We start from the raw sequence: 16711 nt of genomic DNA, 5'->3' as shown, positions 1-16711 counted from the left end.
CTGCGGACGGTCACGACGTCGGTGGTGGCGGTTAGCCTCGAACCGCACCCCCTCCCGACGATCGGACCCGACTGCATGTATCTTCTCGACGGCACGACGCCGATCACGAGCGCGAGCGATCTCACGGCGGCGTCGACGTGCGAATTCGCGTTCCTGCGGTCGATCGACGCGAAGCTCGGGCGGGTCGAGGCGACGGTCGAGGACGACCCGATGTACGCGCGCTCGTCGAAGCTCGGCGACGAGCACGAACTGCGGGTGCTCGAGCAGTACCGGGCGGAGTTCGGCGACGCCGTGCGCGAGTTCGACCGGCCGGACGTGCGCGACCGCGCGGCCATGGAGCAGGCCCACCGCGACACGATCCAGGCATTTCGAGACGGCGCTCCGCTCGTCTTCCAGGCCGTCTTCTTCGACGGCTCCTTCGTCGGCTTCGCGGACTTCATCATCCGCATGCCCGCAACGGAGGACAAGCCAGCGCGCTACCGCGTGCAAGACACGAAGCTCGCGCGCTCGGCCAAGGTCACCGCGCTCCTGCAGCTCGCGGCGTACGTCGAGCAGCTCACGAACGCTGGCATCCCGGTCGACGACGAGGTCGACGTCATCCTCGGCGACGGCACCGTCAGCACGCACCACGTCGCCGACATCCTGCCGGTCTACCGGCGGCGCCGTGAGCGCCTCGTCCGCATCGTGCAGGAGCGCCTCGACGACACGGAAGCCGTGCGGTGGGACGACCCGCGCTACACGATCGACGGCCGATGCGCGGATTGCGAGCGTGAGATCCAGGAGCGGCGAGACGTCCTCCTCGTGGCTCGAATGCGGCTCACTCAGCGGGAGCGCCTCCGCGCGGCCGGCGTCACCACGATCGACGAGCTCGCGGAGCGGACCGAGCCCGTCGACGGCATCGCCGCCGCGACCCTCGAGGGTCTGCGCGAGCAGGCCGAGCTGCAGCTGCAAGCGCCCGTCGACGGCGGTGTCCCTCCCGTCCGGCTCATCGACACGGACCCGATCGCGCACCTCCCCGTCCCCGACGCCGGTGACATCTTCTTCGACTTCGAGGGCGATCCCCTCTACACCGAAGGCAGCGCCGGTCACCCCGTCGGCACCCGCTGGGGGCTCGACTACCTCTTCGGGCTCGTCGACGTCGACGAAAAGTTCACCGCTTGGTGGGCCCACGACTTCGCCGCCGAGCGGGCGGCGCTGCGTGGCTTCCTCGACTGGGTCGCCGAGCGGCGCGCGCGCTTCCCCGGCATGCACATCTACCACTACGCGGCGTACGAGCGCACGCACCTGCTCGCGCTCGCGGCGCGTCATGGCACGGGCGAGGAGGAGGTCGATCAGCTGCTGCGCGACGGCGTGCTCGTCGATCTCTACCCGATCGTGCGAGCCTCGGTCCGGGTGGGGTCGCGTTCGTACTCCATCAAGAAGCTCGAGCCCCTGTACATGGGCGACGAGCACCGCGAGAGCGACGTGAAGGACGGCGCCGCGTCGATCGAGGCGTACGTTCATGCGCGCGAACTCTCCGCATCACCCGACCCGGCCGACCGCGCCCAGGGCGAAGCGGAGCTCGCGGAGATCGGCGACTACAACCGGTACGACTGCGTGTCCACCATCCGACTGCGCGACTACCTGATCTCACTCGCGCGCGAGGTTGGGGTCGAGCCAGGGCAGCCGCTCCCCACGGCGGGCGAGCCGCAAGCGCCCGAGCCGTCACCGCTCCACGACGAGTTGAGCCGACTCGCAGGCGACCCGCTCGACCCCGAGCGCGACGTCGACCACGCCGCGCTCGCCCTGGCGGCCGCGGCCATCGACTACCACCGGCGCGAGCAGAAGGTGTTCTGGCAAGAGCACTTCGACCGCCTCGTCGCACCCCTCGACGAGTGGGCGGACGTGCGCGACGTGTTCATCGTCGACTCGGCCGAGGTCGTGCGCGACTGGTACCGCGAGGGCAACCAGCGCACCGACCGCCGCGTCCTCCGCCTGCACGGAACGCTCGCTCCCGGCAGCTCGCTCAAGCCGGGCAGCGAACTCAACGCGCTCTACGCCTACCCTGCGCCGTTCACGAACCCCGGGGCCAGCCAGGGCGCGCGATCGTGGACGGGTGTCTCGGTGCAGGCGAACGACGAGGAGGGGACGATCGTCGTCGTCGAGAACCTCCGCGGCGGGCGCGATCCGTACGACGACGTCCCCGTCGCGCTCACTCCGGGGGCGCCGCCGCGCGCTGGAGCACAGGCCACGGCGATCGAGCACTGGGGTCACCGCATCGTCGACGCGATCACCGCATCGGGCGGCGCCGTCGGGGCTGCTGCATGGCCGGCGGATCCGGTGGTCGACATCCTCCGGCGCACGCCGCCACGAACTCGCAGCGGCCGACCGCTCCCGCACTCGCTCGGTGAAGACGGCGTGCCCCGCACCATCCCGGACGTCGTCGCCGCGCTCCTCGATCTCGATCGCTCCTACGTCGCAGTCCAGGGTCCGCCCGGCACCGGCAAGACGTACGTCGCCACCCACGTCATCGCCGAGCTCGTTCGCGAGCGGCGCTGGGCCGTCGGCGTCGTCGCCCAATCGCACGCCGCGGTGGAGAACCTGCTGTCCGGTCTCGTGCGCAACGGACTCGCCCCGTCCCTCGTCGCGAAGGCGCTGAGCGCGAGCGTCGGCCCCGACGACGCCGACCGCCCCTTCACCGTGCTGCCGAAGAACGGGCATTCCGCGTTCGCGGCCGAACGCGTCGCGGCCGGCACCGGATACGTCATGGGCGGAACGGCGTGGGACTTCAGCAACACCGACCGCTTCGGCCGCGAGCAGCTCGACCTGCTCGTCGTCGAGGAGGCCGGCCAGTTCTCGCTCGCGCCCACGATCGCCGCGAGCGTCGCCGCCAAGAACCTGCTCCTGCTGGGCGATCCCCAACAGCTCCCACAGGTCACGCAGGGCATCCACCCCGAGCCCATCGACACCTCCGCTCTCGGTTTCGTCGCCGACGGCGAGGACGTGCTCCCGCACGACCTCGGATACTTCCTGGCACAGAGCTGGCGGATGGATCCGGCGGTCACTGCCGCCGTATCCGACCTCTCCTATGCGGGTCAGCTGCACTCCGCTCCCGCCACCCGCGAGCGCCGACTCGACGGACTCGCCCCGGGAGTGCACGTCGTTCCCGTCGAGCACGAGGGCAACGCGACGCACTCACCGGAAGAGGCCGACGCCGTCGTCCGCATCGTTCACCAGGCCCTCGGGCTCGAGTGGACCGATCCGGGCACGATCCTCGACGGGGCGCCGCTCGATCGTCACCCGCTCGCGCAGTCCGACATCATCGTGGTCTGCCCGTACAACGCCCACGTCGGCGAGGTGCACGAGGCGCTGCGCCGGGCCGGACTGCCCGACGTGCGTGTCGGAACCGTCGACAAGTTCCAGGGACAGGAGGCCGTGGTCGCGGTCCTGTCGCTTGCGGCGTCGTCACCCGCCGAGGTGCCCCGCGGCATGTCCTTCCTCCTCATGAAGAACCGGCTCAACGTCGCGATCTCGCGGGCCAAGTGGGCGGCTTTCCTCGTCTACAGCCCGGCGCTCACCGAGTACCTCCCGCACACCCCCGCCGCCCTCACGGAGCTGAGTGCGTTCCTCCGCCTCCTCGACAGCGCCGTCAGCGACAGCACCGCCACGGACAGTGCCATCACGGACGGTGACGTCACCGACAGCGCCATTACCGACTGAGCGGTCGCGGTCGATCGACGGGTGCGGGCGTGCCCACGACGCCGACCCAGAGTCCGTCCCGCGCCCGCGTCATCGCGACGTACAACTCGCGCCGTTCTCGTTCGGCTCGCTCGCGAGTCGACTCGGATTGGGTGGCGGAGATGTGCCTGCCAGCGCCGGGAAGGTGATGGGACTTGAGGCGGGGGAGCAGCACTTGCTTGAATTCGAGCCCCTTGGCCCGTTTCACCGTGCCGACCTTCACAGCGTCGACGAACGACCCGTCGTATTTCTCCAACTCGATCGTCGGGATGCGAGCGGCCTTCAGAGCGCTGAGGACTGCACGGACGTGCCAGGTCGTGAGCGTGAGGACACCGATGTCCCCCAGTGACACATCCGGCCGCGAGATCAGAGCCCGGATGCGCGAAACAATCGTCTCATCTTCGATGGTCTCGCTCGTCGACCGAACAACGCTCGGAACCTCTCCGTTGCGGGTGACGGTCGTCGGGCGATCCGCGCGCTGCTGCATGCCTTCGATATCGGTGAACTCGTCACCGAGCACCATCGACTGGGCGAAGTCGACGATCTGGGCTGTATTGCGGTAGTTGACGTCCATGACGACGCCCCGGCCCTGCAGCGAGAGGCCGACTTCAGACAGGGTGTACCCACCCGGGTAGATGCTCTGCTGGCCGTCGCCGATGAGAGTGAACCCGTCTGTCTCGGGCCCGACCAGCGAATACAGCATGCCGATCATCGCGCACGACAGGTCTTGCGCCTCCTCGACGATGACCGAGGAGTAGCCGGTCAGGGGCTGCTTTCGAAGGGAGGCGGCCGCAAAGAGAATCAGGTCGGGGAAGTCGGCGACTCCGAGGCGACGTAGATTATCGGTGTAGGCGACGAAGAGCCGCCATACCTCGCGCCGCTGGTCGAGCGTCAACCTGCGGCGGCGACCCGGCCGCGCGCATTCGGCGTATTGATCAAAGGTCGAGAGGCCGCGTCCCTTGATGACGTACTCGATCTCCTCGCTCCAGTACGTCGAATTCGAGTCCAGGGATGCGAGCGGGCCACCTCGCCCGACCGTGCTCCACGCAGTGGCGAAGGCGTCCTTCGCCTTTTCCGGATCGAGCCGGATCTCGATGCCGCGCTCGTCCAGAATGCGACGAGCGAACTGATGGACGCCTGAAAACTCGACGCGATCCACGAGTTCGGGGGCGAGGCGCGCGAAGTTCGCCCGCAAGACCACCGGGAGCGTTCGCACATACGTCGTGACGAGCACCTTTCCCGGTCGTGAGCGCGCAAGGTATGCAGCACGGTGGAGGCCGACGACTGTCTTCCCCGTCCCTGCGGAGCCTCGGATTCGGGCAGGACCGTTGAAGCTCCGGCGAACGAGTTTCGCCTGATCCGGGTGGAGGAAACTCATCCAGTGTTCGATGGGCTGGGCCAGGGCTGCCTCGAGAAGAGCCGAATCGACCTCGTCTTCGTCGAGCAGTGGTGCATCGAAGTCCTGTGAGTCGAGGACGGGTTCAGGTACTTGTGCGGTCACCGAATCGGTCTGAAGGCCAGAACCCAGCGCGGGGAAATGCAGCATCGTCGCTGCGAGCACCGCATCGACCTGTGCAGGGGTCAGGCGGGTCCCCCGACGCGAGATGTGACGCAGGATGTCCCCCTCACCGACGATGTCGACGGTACTGATCGAGTGGTGGATCCCCGTGCGGTCGGCCATCACCATGATGGGACGAACCTCGCCGGGGGCGAGCCCGACGGTGGCCAGTGCGGCTTCTGCGCCGAACGCGAGATCGGCGAGCCGCAAGACGTCATCCGTCACGTCCTCCTGATCGCGGAAGCATCTGCCGAGGACGACCTGGAAGTCCTTCCACCACTTCGTGTCGACGATGAAGACGCCGCCCGGCCCCACGACGACGAGATCGACTTGAGCTCGTCTACTGCCAGGCCATTGCCTGTCGGGCAGGAGGTGGTAGCCCCGACCGGCAAGCCGGGAGAGGCCGTCGGCTACCCGACGCTCAGACACTGCCGCAGCCCCGTAACGCCCCGCCGCTGCTCGAGCTTCGGCGGCAGCCCGATCGTGAGCGAGCGCGAGCTTGCGCTGGCGAGCAGACTCTTGTCCCGCCGAATACCCAGCCGACATCGAAGCCTCCCCCTCTGAGCGATCACTCCTCTCATCCTGCCGAGGAAAGGCGGCCGAAAGCTCGCCGCAGGAGAGGCGACTACCCGAATTGGGGTATCCGCCCCGTGTCCTGCCCGCCGGCTTCAGCCGCCGAACAGCCTCGAGAAGAAACCGTTGCCAGGTGACCAACCGACGGACTCGAGCGCTGTGGCCACGGGTTTCTTGACCTCGTCCGTCGTGAACGCCCAGCCGTAGACGCGGCCGTTTCGGGTGCCGTTGCGATCTGTCTGCTGCGTCTCAACGGCCGCGCCGAGTTGGAAGGACATGCGCTTCCCCGGCCCACTGTGCCAGGACTTCGACATCCCCCACGCCCTTGACGTTCGCGTGGGCCTCCGACCGCGATGACTTCTCGTGGAACTTCCACGTCGCCTTCTCCGGATCGAGGACCACGCGGAGTTCGTAGTCCTCCTACGCCGTCCCGGCCTCGTCGAACTCGCATGGCGTGCTGGGCCGCGACGCGTGCATGACCGGTCCGCTGTTCCCGATCGGTCGCTGAGCTTGTCGAAGCGGGTCGCGGGGGGTCTGCGGTTCCGTGCCCTTCGGAAGACTCAGGGACCGTGACCTTCGGCAGGCTCGGGCGCCACGTGTCCACCCGTCGTCGGGTGTCGGAGGCACGGCCTACGCTGGAGGACATGGAGAAGCGCATTCTCGGTCGCACTGGTGCGACCGTCTCGGTCATCGGACTCGGTACGTGGCAGCTCGGAGCGGACTGGGGTGACGTCTCCGAGGCGGACGCGCTCGCGGTCCTCGACGCGTCGGTCCAGGCGGGGGTCACGTTCTTCGACACCGCCGACGTCTACGGCGACGGCCGCAGCGAGAGCCTCATCGGCCGCTACCGCACGCAGAACCCCGGGGTCGACCTCACGGTCGCCACGAAGATGGGCCGCCGCGTCGATCAGGTGCCGGAGAACTACACGCTCGAGAACTTCCGTGCCTGGACGGATCGCTCGCGCCGCAACCTCGGCGTCGACACCCTCGACCTCGTGCAGTTGCACTGCCCGCCCACGCCCGTCTTCTCGAACGACGCCGTCTACGACGCGCTCGATACCCTCGTCGACGAGGGCGCGATCCGCCACTACGGCGTGAGCGTCGAGACCGCGGAGGAAGCGCTCGCCGCCATAGCCCGACCGGGTACGGCCACCGTGCAGATCATCCTCAACGCCTTCCGCCTCAAGCCGCTCGACCGCGTCCTGCCCGCCGCGGCGGAGGCCGGGGTCGGCATCATCGCGCGCGTCCCGCTCGCCTCCGGCCTGCTGAGCGGCAAGTACACGACCGAGACGACGTTCGCGGAGAACGACCACCGCACCTACAACCGCTCGGGTGGCGCGTTCGACGTGGGCGAGACGTTCGCGGGCGTCGACTTCGAGACGGGTGTCGCGGCGGCGCAGGACTTCGCGGCCCTCGTCGCAGGCGAACCCCTCGCGGGTCCCGACGGCGAGCCCGACTCCGGCGAGTTCAGCACGGCGCAGGTCGCGCTCGCGTGGGTCGCGCAGCAGCCCGGCGTCAGCACGGTCATCCCGGGTGCCCGCTCGGTCGAGCAAGCCGCGGCGAACGCCGCAGCGGGCGACGTCCCACCGCTGAGCGACGGCTTCCAGTCGTCGGTCCGCGACCTGTACGACCGATACTTCCGCGCGGCCATCCACCACCGGTGGTAGCGGGCGGGCGCCGGAGACTGGGCCCGGCGTTCGGCAACCTCTTCACGTCGAACCTCGCCTCGAGTCTCGGCGACGGCATCGCACGCACGGCCGCTCCACTCCTCGCGGTTCGTCTCACCGACGATCCGCTGCTCGTCTCCGGGATCGCGGCGCTCGCGATGCTGCCATGGCTGCTCTTCGCAGTGCCCGCCGGCATCATCGTGGACCGGATCGACCGGCGCACGGCCCTCGCGCTCGCGAACGGAGGCCGAGCGGCGCTCGCCGGTGTGCTCCTCATGCTCTCGGCCACAGGGTCGCTCACGATCTGGTGGCTGTACGCGATCATCTTCCTCTACGGCATCGGCGAGACCATCTACGACGGGGCGATCCGCGCGATCGTGCCGAGTGTGGTCACCCGCACGGAGCTCCCGCGAGCGAACTCGCGCATCGAGGCGGGCGAGCTCGTCGTGCAGAACTTCCTCTCCGGTCCGTTCACGTCGGTGCTCTTCGCGGTGTCGGTCCTCATCCCGCTCGGCGCCAACATCGTGGTCTACGCGGGCGCCGTCGTCCTCGCGGTGCTCCTGCCCACGGCCGCGGCGGGCACGCACCTCAGTGGTGAAGCGGTGGATCGGGTGCAGTGGCACCGGCAGTTCGCAGACGGCTTCCGCTTCATCTTCGCGAGTCGCATGCTCACGACACTGCTCGGCCTCAGCACCTTCATCGGCCTGTGCGTCTCGGCCGCGACAGCGAGCTTCGTCCTGTACCTCCTCGACCGGCTGGCGCTCCCCGAAGCCCTGTTCGGGCTCTTCATGCTCACGGGAGCGGTGGGCGGCATCCTCGGCAGCATGGTCGCGCAGCGCCTCAAGGAACGCTGGGGTGCAGGGCTCACGATGGCCGTCGCGAACATCGTGGCGACGCTCGGCTTCGTCTTCGTGGGCCTCGTCCCCACGCTCTGGGCCGCGGGCGTCGGCTACTTCGTGACATCAGCGGCGATCCTCGTATGGAACGTGCACGTCATGTCGCTGCGGCAGAGTGTCATCCCGAGCCGGTTGCTCGGGCGCGTGCACGGATCGTGGCGCACGGTGCTGTGGGGATCGATGCCGCTGGGGTCGCTCATCGGCGGTGCGCTCGGTCGTATCGATCTGACCGTGCCGTTCATCGTCGGCGGTGGGGCGGCGACTCTCGCGGCCATCGTGTTCTTCCGCTTCCTCACGACGTTGCCCAACCCCGAGGACGTCGACAACGGCGACTCCCGCTGACTCCGCGTCGAGGTTCCGGCGGCGGCCGCGAGGACGTGAGGCGCTGATACCGTGATCTGATGCCGTCCGAAGCTTCCGACCCGCCCGTCGTCGTCCCCGACGAACGGAGGAATGCTCCCTGGCGGGTCGTGATCCTGTCGGCCATCGCTCGATTGTGCGAATCCGTGGCCCGAGGGGCGAGTCGGCTCGCTGAACGATCGAGGACCGCGGCCGGCATCGTCGGCGACGAAGTGAGCGGGGTCGTCGGCGATGTCGTGACGGATGACGAGATCGAGGCGGCGCGGAGGCTCTTCGGGGTCGGCGCCGAACCCGTCGACCGGGATCCCTCCTGGGAAGCCGGGACGAGCGTGCAAGCCTTTCCGACGACTGACCCGAGGCCCTAGCCTCGGGTCAGTCGCACCATCTTCTTCTCCTGGACGGCCCTGATCGTCGTCGGACTCGTGTACATGCTCGCTGTCGGCTTCTCGGATCTCGCATCTTGAGGTGGCTCAAGGAGCAGGGGCTCAGCCTGTTCTTCCTGGCGATCTTCCTCGCGGCGCTCATCGGCCAGTCGGTCTTCGGTCTCCTCGCGTACAACGAGGACCAGCTGTCCCATGGAGCCCCGCCCGTCTCGTACATCGAATTCGTCACGTCGTCCGACTTCGTGGTGGATGTCGCCGAGAACTGGCAGTCCGAGTACCTCCAGTTCTTCCTGCTGATCCTCGCGACCATCTGGCTCGTGCAGAAGGGCTCGACGGAGTCGAAGCAGCCCGGCCAGGAGGGCATCGAGTCAGACGAGGAGCAGGACATCCGCGGCGGTGCCGAGTCGGACTCGCCTCGCTGGGCTCGGGTCGGCGGATGGCGGACGGTCGTCTACTCCAACTCGCTGCTCATCGTCATGGGCGCTATCTTCGTGCTCTCGTGGGCGGCGCAGTCGGTCGCGGGCGCCGCGTCCTTCAGTGACGAGCAGGTCGAGCACGGCGAAGCGGCGGTGTCGTGGGCCGAGTACGTGGTCTCGCCGGACTTCTGGAACCGCACGCTGCAGAACTGGCAGTCGGAGTTCCTCGCCGTCGGGAGCATGATCGCTTTCTCGATCTACCTGCGGCAGCGAGGGTCGCCCGAATCGAAGCCCGTCGGCACTGCGCACGACGAGACCTCCGCCGAGGGGTGAGGGCCGAGGCGGACTACCGGTCGCGCGGTGACCCCTCTGCTCCTCGCGTCGGAATCCCCACGACGAACGACACCGCGAGCGCAAGGAGCGCCACGACCGCCGTGTAGCCGAGCGTCGCGACGAAGGGCGCGACCGGCTGTCCCGAGTCGATGACCCACTCGCCCGCGACCGCGCCGGCGCTCACGACCGAGCCCACCGCCGACAGCGATGTCACGAGAGTGAAGACGAGCCCCGACAGCGCGAGCGACACGCTCGCGCCGACGGCTTCCGAGAGGGAGAGGGCCGAGGTGTTGCGCCCCTCCTCGCCGCGTTCCGACGAGGCGAGGACGATCGTCGTGATGCGCGGGAACATGAGGCCCATCCCCCCGCCCGCGAGGAACCAGCCGACGACGGCGACGATCGGGTGCAGCGAGAACGCGGCCGTGGCGACCTGCACGACGGTTCCGACGAAGAGGAAGACACCACCGGCGCGCATGAAGACCCGGTGAGGAGTGCCGTCGCCCGCTCGGCCCTGAATCGCGGAACCGCTGGCCCAGGCGATGGCGCCGGCCGTGAGCGTGACGCCCGACAGCCACGGCGGCAGGCCGTACCGGTCGTGCAGGAGGAGGGGCAGATAGACCTCGGCGGCGAAGAACGCGGCGGCGATGAGGCCGCGGAGGAGGACGGCGGCGGGGAGTCCGCGTCGAGCCGTGAAGGTGCCGCGCGGCAGCAGCCGGTGGACGAGCAGCGCGATGACGACGAGCGCTACGGCGCCCGCGACCCAGCGCACGGCCCCGGGGAGTTCGCTGCTGAGACTGAGGCTCACGACGGCGACCGCGACGGCCGCGCCGAGGGCGAGTCGCGTCGAGTCGCCGAGGCGCCGCACGTCGCCCGGTGGAGTCGATGTGATCACGTCGTCGCGCTCCGACGATTCGTCTCCCGCGGGGGCGAGCGATCGCAAGGCCGGCGCGACGAGCACGAGCGCGACCGCGACGAGCGCGACGACGCCGAGGAAGACCCACCGCCACCCGACCGTGTCGGCGACGATGCCCGCGACGAGCGGTCCGACCATCGAGGGGACGACCCACGCGGCGGCATACGCGGCGAAGATCTTCGGGTGCAGAGGCGGCGGGTACAGCTTCGCGACGAGCACGTAGATCGCCACGGTCATCGCGCCGGACCCGAAGCCCTGCACGAAGCGGCCGGCGACGAGCATGGGCATGCCCTGGGCGAAACCCGCGATGATGAGACCCACCGTGAAGACGAGGACCGCGGCGATGAGTGGTCGCGAGGGCCCGCGGCGATCCGCCCAGATCCCCGCACCCACCATGCCGACGACGCTCGAGGCGACGGGAGCGGCGAAGGCGAGCGAGTAGAGCGCGGCTCCGTCGAGTTCGTCGCTCACGACCGGCATGACGGTCGTGACGGCGAGCGACTCGAACGCGGAGAGGGTGATGAGCGCGCACGTGCCGATGGTGGTGAGGGCGAGCCCGCCCGCCAGGATGCCGCGGGGAAGGACGTGGCCGTCGCCGGATCGGGGCGCGTGGGAGGCGGGGGACGGATCGGGAGTGCTCACAGTGGTTCGAGCCTATGGGCTAGCGTCGAGCGGTGCCCTCCTACCGCGTGACGATGACCATCGGGATGCTGAGGCCGGGATCCTCGCCCGAACAGGTGCAGCCGACGGCGGCCGATGCCGCCGCCGAGATCGCCGTGCTCGAGTCCTCGACTGTCGACGTGACGCGCGGGGAGGCGCGACTCGTCGTGCGGTTCACGGCCGACGACCCGGAGCTCGCCCTGCAGGTGGCGCGGCACGTCGTCGCCTCGACCGATCGGGTGGCGCACATCACGTACTCCACGGTCACGGAGCGCGACGGCGGGACGTGGCGCCGGGTCGGCTGACGGGCCGTGCCGCTGGTAGCGTGCGGGGAATGGTCACGAAGGATCCGGGAGAGACGCGCGTGACGCTCTCCGACGACGACCGCTGCCCGTGCGGGAGCGGCGACCCCTACGGGCGGTGCTGTGGTCCGCTGCACCGGGGCGAGGCGGTGGCGCCGACCGCCGAGCGCCTCATGCGCTCGCGCTTCACCGCGTTCGTTCTCCACGACGCGCGCTACCTGCTCGCGACGTGGCACCCGACGACGCGGCCCCCGCGGCTGCACCTCGACGCCGACGTGCGCTGGCAGCGGCTCCTGATCCTCGGCCGCTCCGGGGGCGGTCCCTTCGACGCCGATGGCACGGTCGAGTTCGAGGCGATCTTCCGCACTCCGGATGGCCGCGGCGTGCAGCACGAGAACAGCCGATTCGTGCGCGAGGACGGCCGCTGGTTCTACGTGAGCGGCGTCGTCGACGACTGACCCCGCCGATGGCACTGCGCCAGCGGGTCAGTGGATCTGCGTGATCTGTCCGGCGTAGTACGAGGACTGCGCCGGGTAGTAGTCGTCGAACTCGGGGAGGGCACGGCCCGACCGCGCTGCGACGAGCATGTCGAGGTAGTACTCCCAACCGGGGCCGATGCTCGCGACCATGTCGGCGACGGCCTCCCGGTCCGTTCCGAGGTGCTGGACGAGGGTCAAGCGGGTGGGGTCGGCGTCGCCGGACGGGGCGTCGATGAGGAGCTCGAGTCGCCACTCGCCGTAGTCGTCGAGCATCGTGACGGCGAGGCGCCGTTCCGGCTCGCACGCGTCGATGCGCAGCTCACTCGTCGGTGTGCCGTCCTCGAAAGCGAGACGTACCGCGACGATCTCGCCGACGCGCCCGTCGCCCTCCCACGGGCCGAACCACAGTGCCGTCCGGTCGGAGGCGGTCACGTCTCGCCAGACGGCGGCGGGGGAGTCGGTGAACTCGCGGGAGATCGCGACGTCGTAACCGTCGGTGCTGCGGCGAATGTGACCGGTGGGACGAGGACTCATGAGGGCCTCCGCTTGTGGTGCGTCGGGATGAGGACCGATCCGCGTCGATGCGGACGCCCACATCGTACGCCCGGGACCACCCCGCCGGACAGAGGAAAGCGGGTCGCGTGACGAGGGGTACCCGGGGAGTCGGGGCGGGCACGACGCAACGGACGCCGTGTCGGTCCAGCGTCCGTCGTGCGCCTGTCGCACCCCCCGAACCACTCGCGGACAGTGGCCGAACGAGATCCGCGAGGACTCTCCTCCATTCGATACCGACCGGAGAGTGGTGTCACGCCCCCATTTGCAGGGGGTGCGTTCCGGTCGGTCGTCGGCTAACGCACGCGCCACGAGTGCGTCCGGGCGCGCGGTCGCGTAGCGTCGTGACCCGTGAGTGGCGACGGGGAGAGGGCGAGCGTGTCGGTTGACCGAGTGACGGGGGCGTCGGCGGAGACCGGGCGCGACCAGCCCGTGATCGCCGGTCTGGACGCTCTCGTGGCGGACATCGAGGCACGCGCTGAGGCCGCGGCGGGCGCCCGAATCGTCGTCGGCATCGCCGGGGCTCCTGGTTCCGGGAAGTCGACGGCCGCCGCCGCGGTGATCGATCGTCTCGGCACGGAGGCCGCCCTCGTGCCGATGGACGGTTTCCACCTCGCCGACGAGCAGTTGCAGGCCCTCGGACGGCGGGACCGGAAGGGCGCCCCCGACACGTTCGACGCGGCCGGGTATGTCGCCCTTCTCGCCCGCTGCCGCGCCGCGGGGAGGGACGTGGTCTACGCGCCGCGATTCGTCCGGGAGATCGAGGAGTCGTACGCCCAGGCGATCGCGGTTCCCCCGTCCGCCCGCGTCGTCCTCACGGAGGGCAACTACCTCCTCCTCGACGTGGAGCCGTGGAACGAGCTGGACCGCGTGACCGACGTGCGGTACCACCTCGACGTCGACGAGGACGTCCGACTGGAGCGACTCATCGCGCGCCACGTCGCGTTCGGGAAGTCCCCGGAGGAGGCTCGCGCATGGAGCCTCGGTCCCGACGAGGCGAACGCGCGCCTCATCGCCGCGTCGGCGCACCGAGCGGACGCGCTCCTCCGTCTCTGACCGCCGCCTCCGCCGCCCGCTCCGCCGCCCCGTCGGATCGCTGACTCTGCTGAACGCGTCGCTGGGGTTCGTGGTCGGTTTCCCTTCGACGGGCTCGGGGAGCGTCGGGGTCACCGACCTCAGGCAGCGTGACGAATCGCGGCGGCGATCTCTGCGGCCGCCGCATCGACGTCGCGGGCGACGCGGTCGTCGTCGCCGCCCTCCGAGTCCCGCACGAAGGCGGTCACGCCGCGCTTCGTACGTCGTCGACATCGGTCGCGACCGCAAGTGGGTGTGCCGGAGTTGTTGAATGTCGCCGATCGATCCAACGCGCACGAGCCGATCTTGCACACGTACCGATATGGGTATATGTTGTTGTCATGGCTCGAGCAGCGACGACATCAGACGTCTTCAACGCGGCAATGCTCCATGGTGAGCATCGCGGGGACCCGAATGCGTTCGGGTCGGTCCTCACGTTCGAATCGGACGGCGATGCGACTCGGATCGAGATGCGTACGGTGTTCCCCACTACGGAACTCCGCGACGAAGCGATCGAAAAGCACGGCGCGATCGAGGGTGGCCGGCAGACCCTGGGTAACCTGGCCGACTACGTCGCAGAGCTCGTTCGGACCGGAGCAATCGACTGATGGCCGGAACAGTCTTCTTCAGCGTCTCGATGTCCCTCGACGGGTTCATCGCGCCCGATTCGCCTGAGGAACTGATGGGGCAGCAGTGGATGGAACTGCAGCACTGGGTCTTTCGGCAACGGTTCTTCCGCGAGAATCTCAAGCTCGGAACGGGCGGAGAGGAAGGGCGCGATAATGACATCGTGCGGGAGACGTTCGAGCGCACCGGTGCAAGTGTGATGGGCAAGCGCATGTTCGACGCGGGCGAGCAGATGTGGCCCGAGGATCCACCGTTTCACACGCCTGTGTTCGTTGTGACGCACGAAAAGCGTGCCCCCTGGGTGCGGCAGGGTGGGACCACTTTCCACTTCGTGAACGACGGCATCGAGTCCGCGCTCCGGCAGGCCAGGGATGCAGCCGGTGATCGAGACGTCCGCGTCTCGGGCGGCGGAGAGACCATTGTGCAGTATCTCAATGCCGCCTTGGTCGATGAGTTCCACGTGGCGCTCTCGCCCGTGCTATTTGGCTCGGGAATCCGGTTGTTCCGAGGCGTGGAAGCGGGTCGAGTGGCGCTCGACCTGGTCCGCGCGGAACCGTCGCCGAAGACGACCCACCTCTATTACGCGGTGCATGCGCGGTAATCGCGGCAGAAAAGAGAGCACCACGTCAGCACCTCGACGGATCTCTTCCGACGTTACGTAGCGTGATGGGTGAGCGAGTCGCGGTCCCGATGGGCGACGACGATGAGCGCGCTTATGCGCGTGCTGTTCGTCAGTCCGTGCCGGAGTCGAACGCCGCGCTCTCGGACGCGGCGTCCGTCGCGCGCTCGAGCGCACCGGCGGCCGACTCGTCGGACTCGACGATCTCCTCGGCGTGGCCCGCCTCGAGGCTGCCGACGAGCTCCGCCGTCGCTCCGCCGATGATGCCGGACGCCGCGTACTGCTCGAGTCGGGCGCGCGAGTCGGCGATGTCGAGATTGCGCATCGTCAGCTGTCCGATCCGGTCGCCGGGACCGAACGCCGAGTCGCCGACGCGCTCCATCGAGAGCTTGTCGGGGTGGTAGCTGAGCGACGGGCCCGTGGTGTCGAGGATCGTGTAGTCGTCGCCGCGACGGAGGCGGAGCGTGACCTCTCCCGTGACGGCGGAGCCGACCCAGCGCTGGATCGACTCGCGCAGCATGAGCGACTGCGGGTCGAGCCAGCGTCCCTCGTACATGAGGCGACCCAGGCGGCGGCCCTCCGCGTGGTAGTTCGCGACGGTGTCCTCGTTGTGGATGGCGTTGAGGAGGCGTTCGTAGGCGATGTGCAGCAGCGCCATGCCGGGGGCCTCGTAGATGCCGCGGCTCTTCGCCTCGATGATGCGGTTCTCGATCTGGTCGGAGACGCCGAGGCCGTGTCGGCCACCGATCGCGTTGGCCTCGAGCACGAGCTGCACGGCGTCCTCGAACTCGGTGCCGTTGATCGCGACGGGCCTCCCGGCCTCGAAGCGGACGGAGACGACCTCGGTCGCGACGTCGACGTCGTCTCGCCACGCGGCGACGCCCATGATCGGTTCGACGAGGTCGAGACCGGAGCTGAGCTCCTCGAGCAACTTCGCCTCGTGCGTCGCGCCCCAGATGTTGGCGTCGGTGCTGTACGCCTTCTCGGTGGCGTCGCGGTAGGGGAAGCCGCGCGCGACGAGCCATTCGCTCATCTCGGTGCGGCCGCCCAGCTCGGTGACGAAGTCCGCGTCGAGCCACGGCTTGTAGATGCGCAGGCGCGGGTTGGCGAGGAGGCCGTAGCGGTAGAACCGCTCGATGTCGTTGCCCTTGTAGGTGGAGCCGTCGCCCCAGATGTCGACACCGTCCTCCTTCATGGCGCGCACGAGCATCGTGCCCGTGACGGCGCGGCCGAGGGGCGTGGTGTTGAAGTAGGTCTTCCCGCCCGAGCGGATGTGGAACGCGCCGCACTGGAGGGCGACGAGGCCTTCCTCGACGAGAGCGCTCTTGGCATCGACGAGCCGCGCGATCTCGGCACCGTACTCGGTGGCGCGACCGGGGACCGAGGCGATGTCGGGCTCGTCGTACTGACCGATGTCCGCCGTGTACGTGCAGGGCACCGCGCCCTTCTCGCGCATCCAGGCGACAGCGCAGGAGGTGTCGAGCCCCCCCGAGAATGCGATGCCGACTCGTTCACCGACGGGGAGACTGCTCAAGACCTTGGACACGAGACGAGTTTACGGGAGAGCGAGCCCCCTCCTCCG

15 protein-coding genes are annotated in these 16711 nt (G+C 69.1%); 10 read left to right on the top strand and 5 right to left on the bottom strand.

Annotated features, from left to right (window positions below):
* Positions 1-75: 75 nt before the first annotated feature.
* Positions 76-3699: a TM0106 family RecB-like putative nuclease gene (locus tag ELQ90_RS00565; protein WP_128493329.1), complete on the top strand. Its 3624-nt coding sequence runs from the start codon at positions 76-78 to the stop codon at positions 3697-3699.
* Here ELQ90_RS00565 and ELQ90_RS00560 read toward each other — a convergent pair.
* Both ELQ90_RS00560 and ELQ90_RS00555 read right to left on the bottom strand, forming a co-directional pair.
* Positions 3689-5989 (bottom strand): nuclease-related domain-containing DEAD/DEAH box helicase, encoded by a 2301-nt coding sequence (locus ELQ90_RS00560; RefSeq protein ID WP_243695942.1) that lies wholly within the window; start codon positions 5987-5989, stop codon positions 3689-3691. The genes ELQ90_RS00565 and ELQ90_RS00560 overlap by 11 nt on opposite strands.
* Entirely contained in the window at positions 5944-6162 is a 219-nt protein-coding gene (locus ELQ90_RS00555) for a hypothetical protein (protein WP_128493328.1), read from the bottom strand. Before ELQ90_RS00555 ends, ELQ90_RS00560 begins: the two co-directional genes overlap by 46 nt.
* A 330-nt stretch (positions 6163-6492) precedes the next feature.
* Here ELQ90_RS00555 and ELQ90_RS00550 point away from each other — a divergent pair, with 330 nt between their 5' ends.
* The 4 genes from ELQ90_RS00550 (at position 6493) to ELQ90_RS00535 (ending at position 9903) form a co-directional block, all read left to right on the top strand.
* Positions 6493-7515: an aldo/keto reductase gene (locus tag ELQ90_RS00550; protein ID WP_128493327.1), complete on the top strand. Its 1023-nt coding sequence runs from the start codon at positions 6493-6495 to the stop codon at positions 7513-7515.
* On the top strand, positions 7509-8753 hold the full coding sequence (locus ELQ90_RS00545) for an MFS transporter (protein ID WP_166408738.1): 1245 nt from the start codon (positions 7509-7511) through the stop codon (positions 8751-8753). The genes ELQ90_RS00550 and ELQ90_RS00545 overlap by 7 nt, the downstream gene beginning before the upstream one ends.
* A 59-nt stretch (positions 8754-8812) precedes the next feature.
* Positions 8813-9136: a hypothetical protein gene (locus ELQ90_RS00540; protein ID WP_128493325.1), complete on the top strand. Its 324-nt coding sequence runs from the start codon at positions 8813-8815 to the stop codon at positions 9134-9136.
* 92 nt (positions 9137-9228) lie between these two features.
* A complete protein-coding gene (locus tag ELQ90_RS00535) occupies positions 9229-9903 on the top strand; it encodes a DUF6766 family protein (RefSeq protein ID WP_128493324.1) in 675 nt (224 codons plus the stop codon).
* Between the two features lie 13 nt (positions 9904-9916).
* Here ELQ90_RS00535 and ELQ90_RS00530 read toward each other — a convergent pair whose 3' ends face one another.
* A complete protein-coding gene (locus ELQ90_RS00530) occupies positions 9917-11458 on the bottom strand; it encodes an MFS transporter (RefSeq protein WP_243695941.1) in 1542 nt (513 codons plus the stop codon).
* A 32-nt stretch (positions 11459-11490) separates the two neighbouring features.
* Here ELQ90_RS00530 and ELQ90_RS00525 point away from each other — a divergent pair, with 32 nt between their 5' ends.
* Together ELQ90_RS00525 and ELQ90_RS00520 are read left to right on the top strand one after the other, a co-directional pair.
* Positions 11491-11781: a hypothetical protein gene (locus tag ELQ90_RS00525; RefSeq protein ID WP_128493323.1), complete on the top strand. Its 291-nt coding sequence runs from the start codon at positions 11491-11493 to the stop codon at positions 11779-11781.
* 29 nt (positions 11782-11810) lie between these two features.
* The gene (locus ELQ90_RS00520) at positions 11811-12236 is read left to right on the top strand and encodes a YchJ family protein (RefSeq protein ID WP_128493322.1); all 426 of its coding nucleotides are present in this window, start codon (positions 11811-11813) and stop codon (positions 12234-12236) included.
* 27 nt (positions 12237-12263) lie between these two features.
* Here ELQ90_RS00520 and ELQ90_RS00515 read toward each other — a convergent pair whose 3' ends face one another.
* Complete coding sequence (locus tag ELQ90_RS00515) at positions 12264-12791, bottom strand: SRPBCC domain-containing protein (protein ID WP_128493321.1); 528 nt, start codon at positions 12789-12791, stop codon at positions 12264-12266.
* A gap of 396 nt (positions 12792-13187) precedes the next feature.
* Here ELQ90_RS00515 and ELQ90_RS00510 point away from each other — a divergent pair, with 396 nt between their 5' ends.
* From ELQ90_RS00510 to ELQ90_RS00500, 3 genes are all read left to right on the top strand, one after another.
* On the top strand, positions 13188-13865 hold the full coding sequence (locus ELQ90_RS00510; RefSeq protein WP_243695940.1) for a nucleoside/nucleotide kinase family protein: 678 nt from the start codon (positions 13188-13190) through the stop codon (positions 13863-13865).
* A gap of 128 nt (positions 13866-13993) precedes the next feature.
* Positions 13994-14491, top strand: a complete 498-nt coding sequence (locus tag ELQ90_RS16760) for an SRPBCC family protein (protein ID WP_208020532.1) — start codon at positions 13994-13996, stop codon at positions 14489-14491.
* Positions 14491-15111, top strand: a complete 621-nt coding sequence (locus ELQ90_RS00500; RefSeq protein ID WP_128493320.1) for a dihydrofolate reductase family protein — start codon at positions 14491-14493, stop codon at positions 15109-15111. The genes ELQ90_RS16760 and ELQ90_RS00500 overlap by 1 nt, the downstream gene beginning before the upstream one ends.
* Before the next feature lie 130 nt (positions 15112-15241).
* On the opposite strand, the gene argG is transcribed toward ELQ90_RS00500, so the two are convergent.
* Positions 15242-16675, bottom strand: a complete 1434-nt coding sequence (gene argG / locus ELQ90_RS00495; RefSeq protein ID WP_128493319.1) for an argininosuccinate synthase — start codon at positions 16673-16675, stop codon at positions 15242-15244.
* Positions 16676-16711 lie beyond the last annotated feature (36 nt).

It is taken from the genome of Labedella phragmitis (assembly GCF_004078635.1).
Classification (GTDB): Bacteria; Actinomycetota; Actinomycetes; order Actinomycetales; family Microbacteriaceae; genus Labedella; species Labedella phragmitis.
The sequence above is the reverse complement of the archived record's forward strand: the minus strand, read 5'-3'. Positions and strand labels throughout refer to the sequence as shown.

Excerpts from the sequence above, each read along its gene's own strand:
- ELQ90_RS00565 (WP_128493329.1), top strand. The coding sequence starts at position 76 with ATGTATCTTCTCGACGGCACGACGCCGATCACGAGCGCGAGCGATCTC.
- ELQ90_RS00555 (WP_128493328.1), bottom strand. The coding sequence starts at position 6,162 with ATGTCGAAGTCCTGGCACAGTGGGCCGGGGAAGCGCATGTCCTTCCAA.
- ELQ90_RS00550 (WP_128493327.1), top strand. The coding sequence starts at position 6,493 with ATGGAGAAGCGCATTCTCGGTCGCACTGGTGCGACCGTCTCGGTCATC.
- ELQ90_RS00540 (WP_128493325.1), top strand. The coding sequence starts at position 8,813 with ATGCCGTCCGAAGCTTCCGACCCGCCCGTCGTCGTCCCCGACGAACGG.
- ELQ90_RS00520 (WP_128493322.1), top strand. The coding sequence starts at position 11,811 with ATGGTCACGAAGGATCCGGGAGAGACGCGCGTGACGCTCTCCGACGAC.
- ELQ90_RS00515 (WP_128493321.1), bottom strand. The coding sequence starts at position 12,791 with ATGAGTCCTCGTCCCACCGGTCACATTCGCCGCAGCACCGACGGTTAC.
- ELQ90_RS00500 (WP_128493320.1), top strand. The coding sequence starts at position 14,491 with ATGGCCGGAACAGTCTTCTTCAGCGTCTCGATGTCCCTCGACGGGTTC.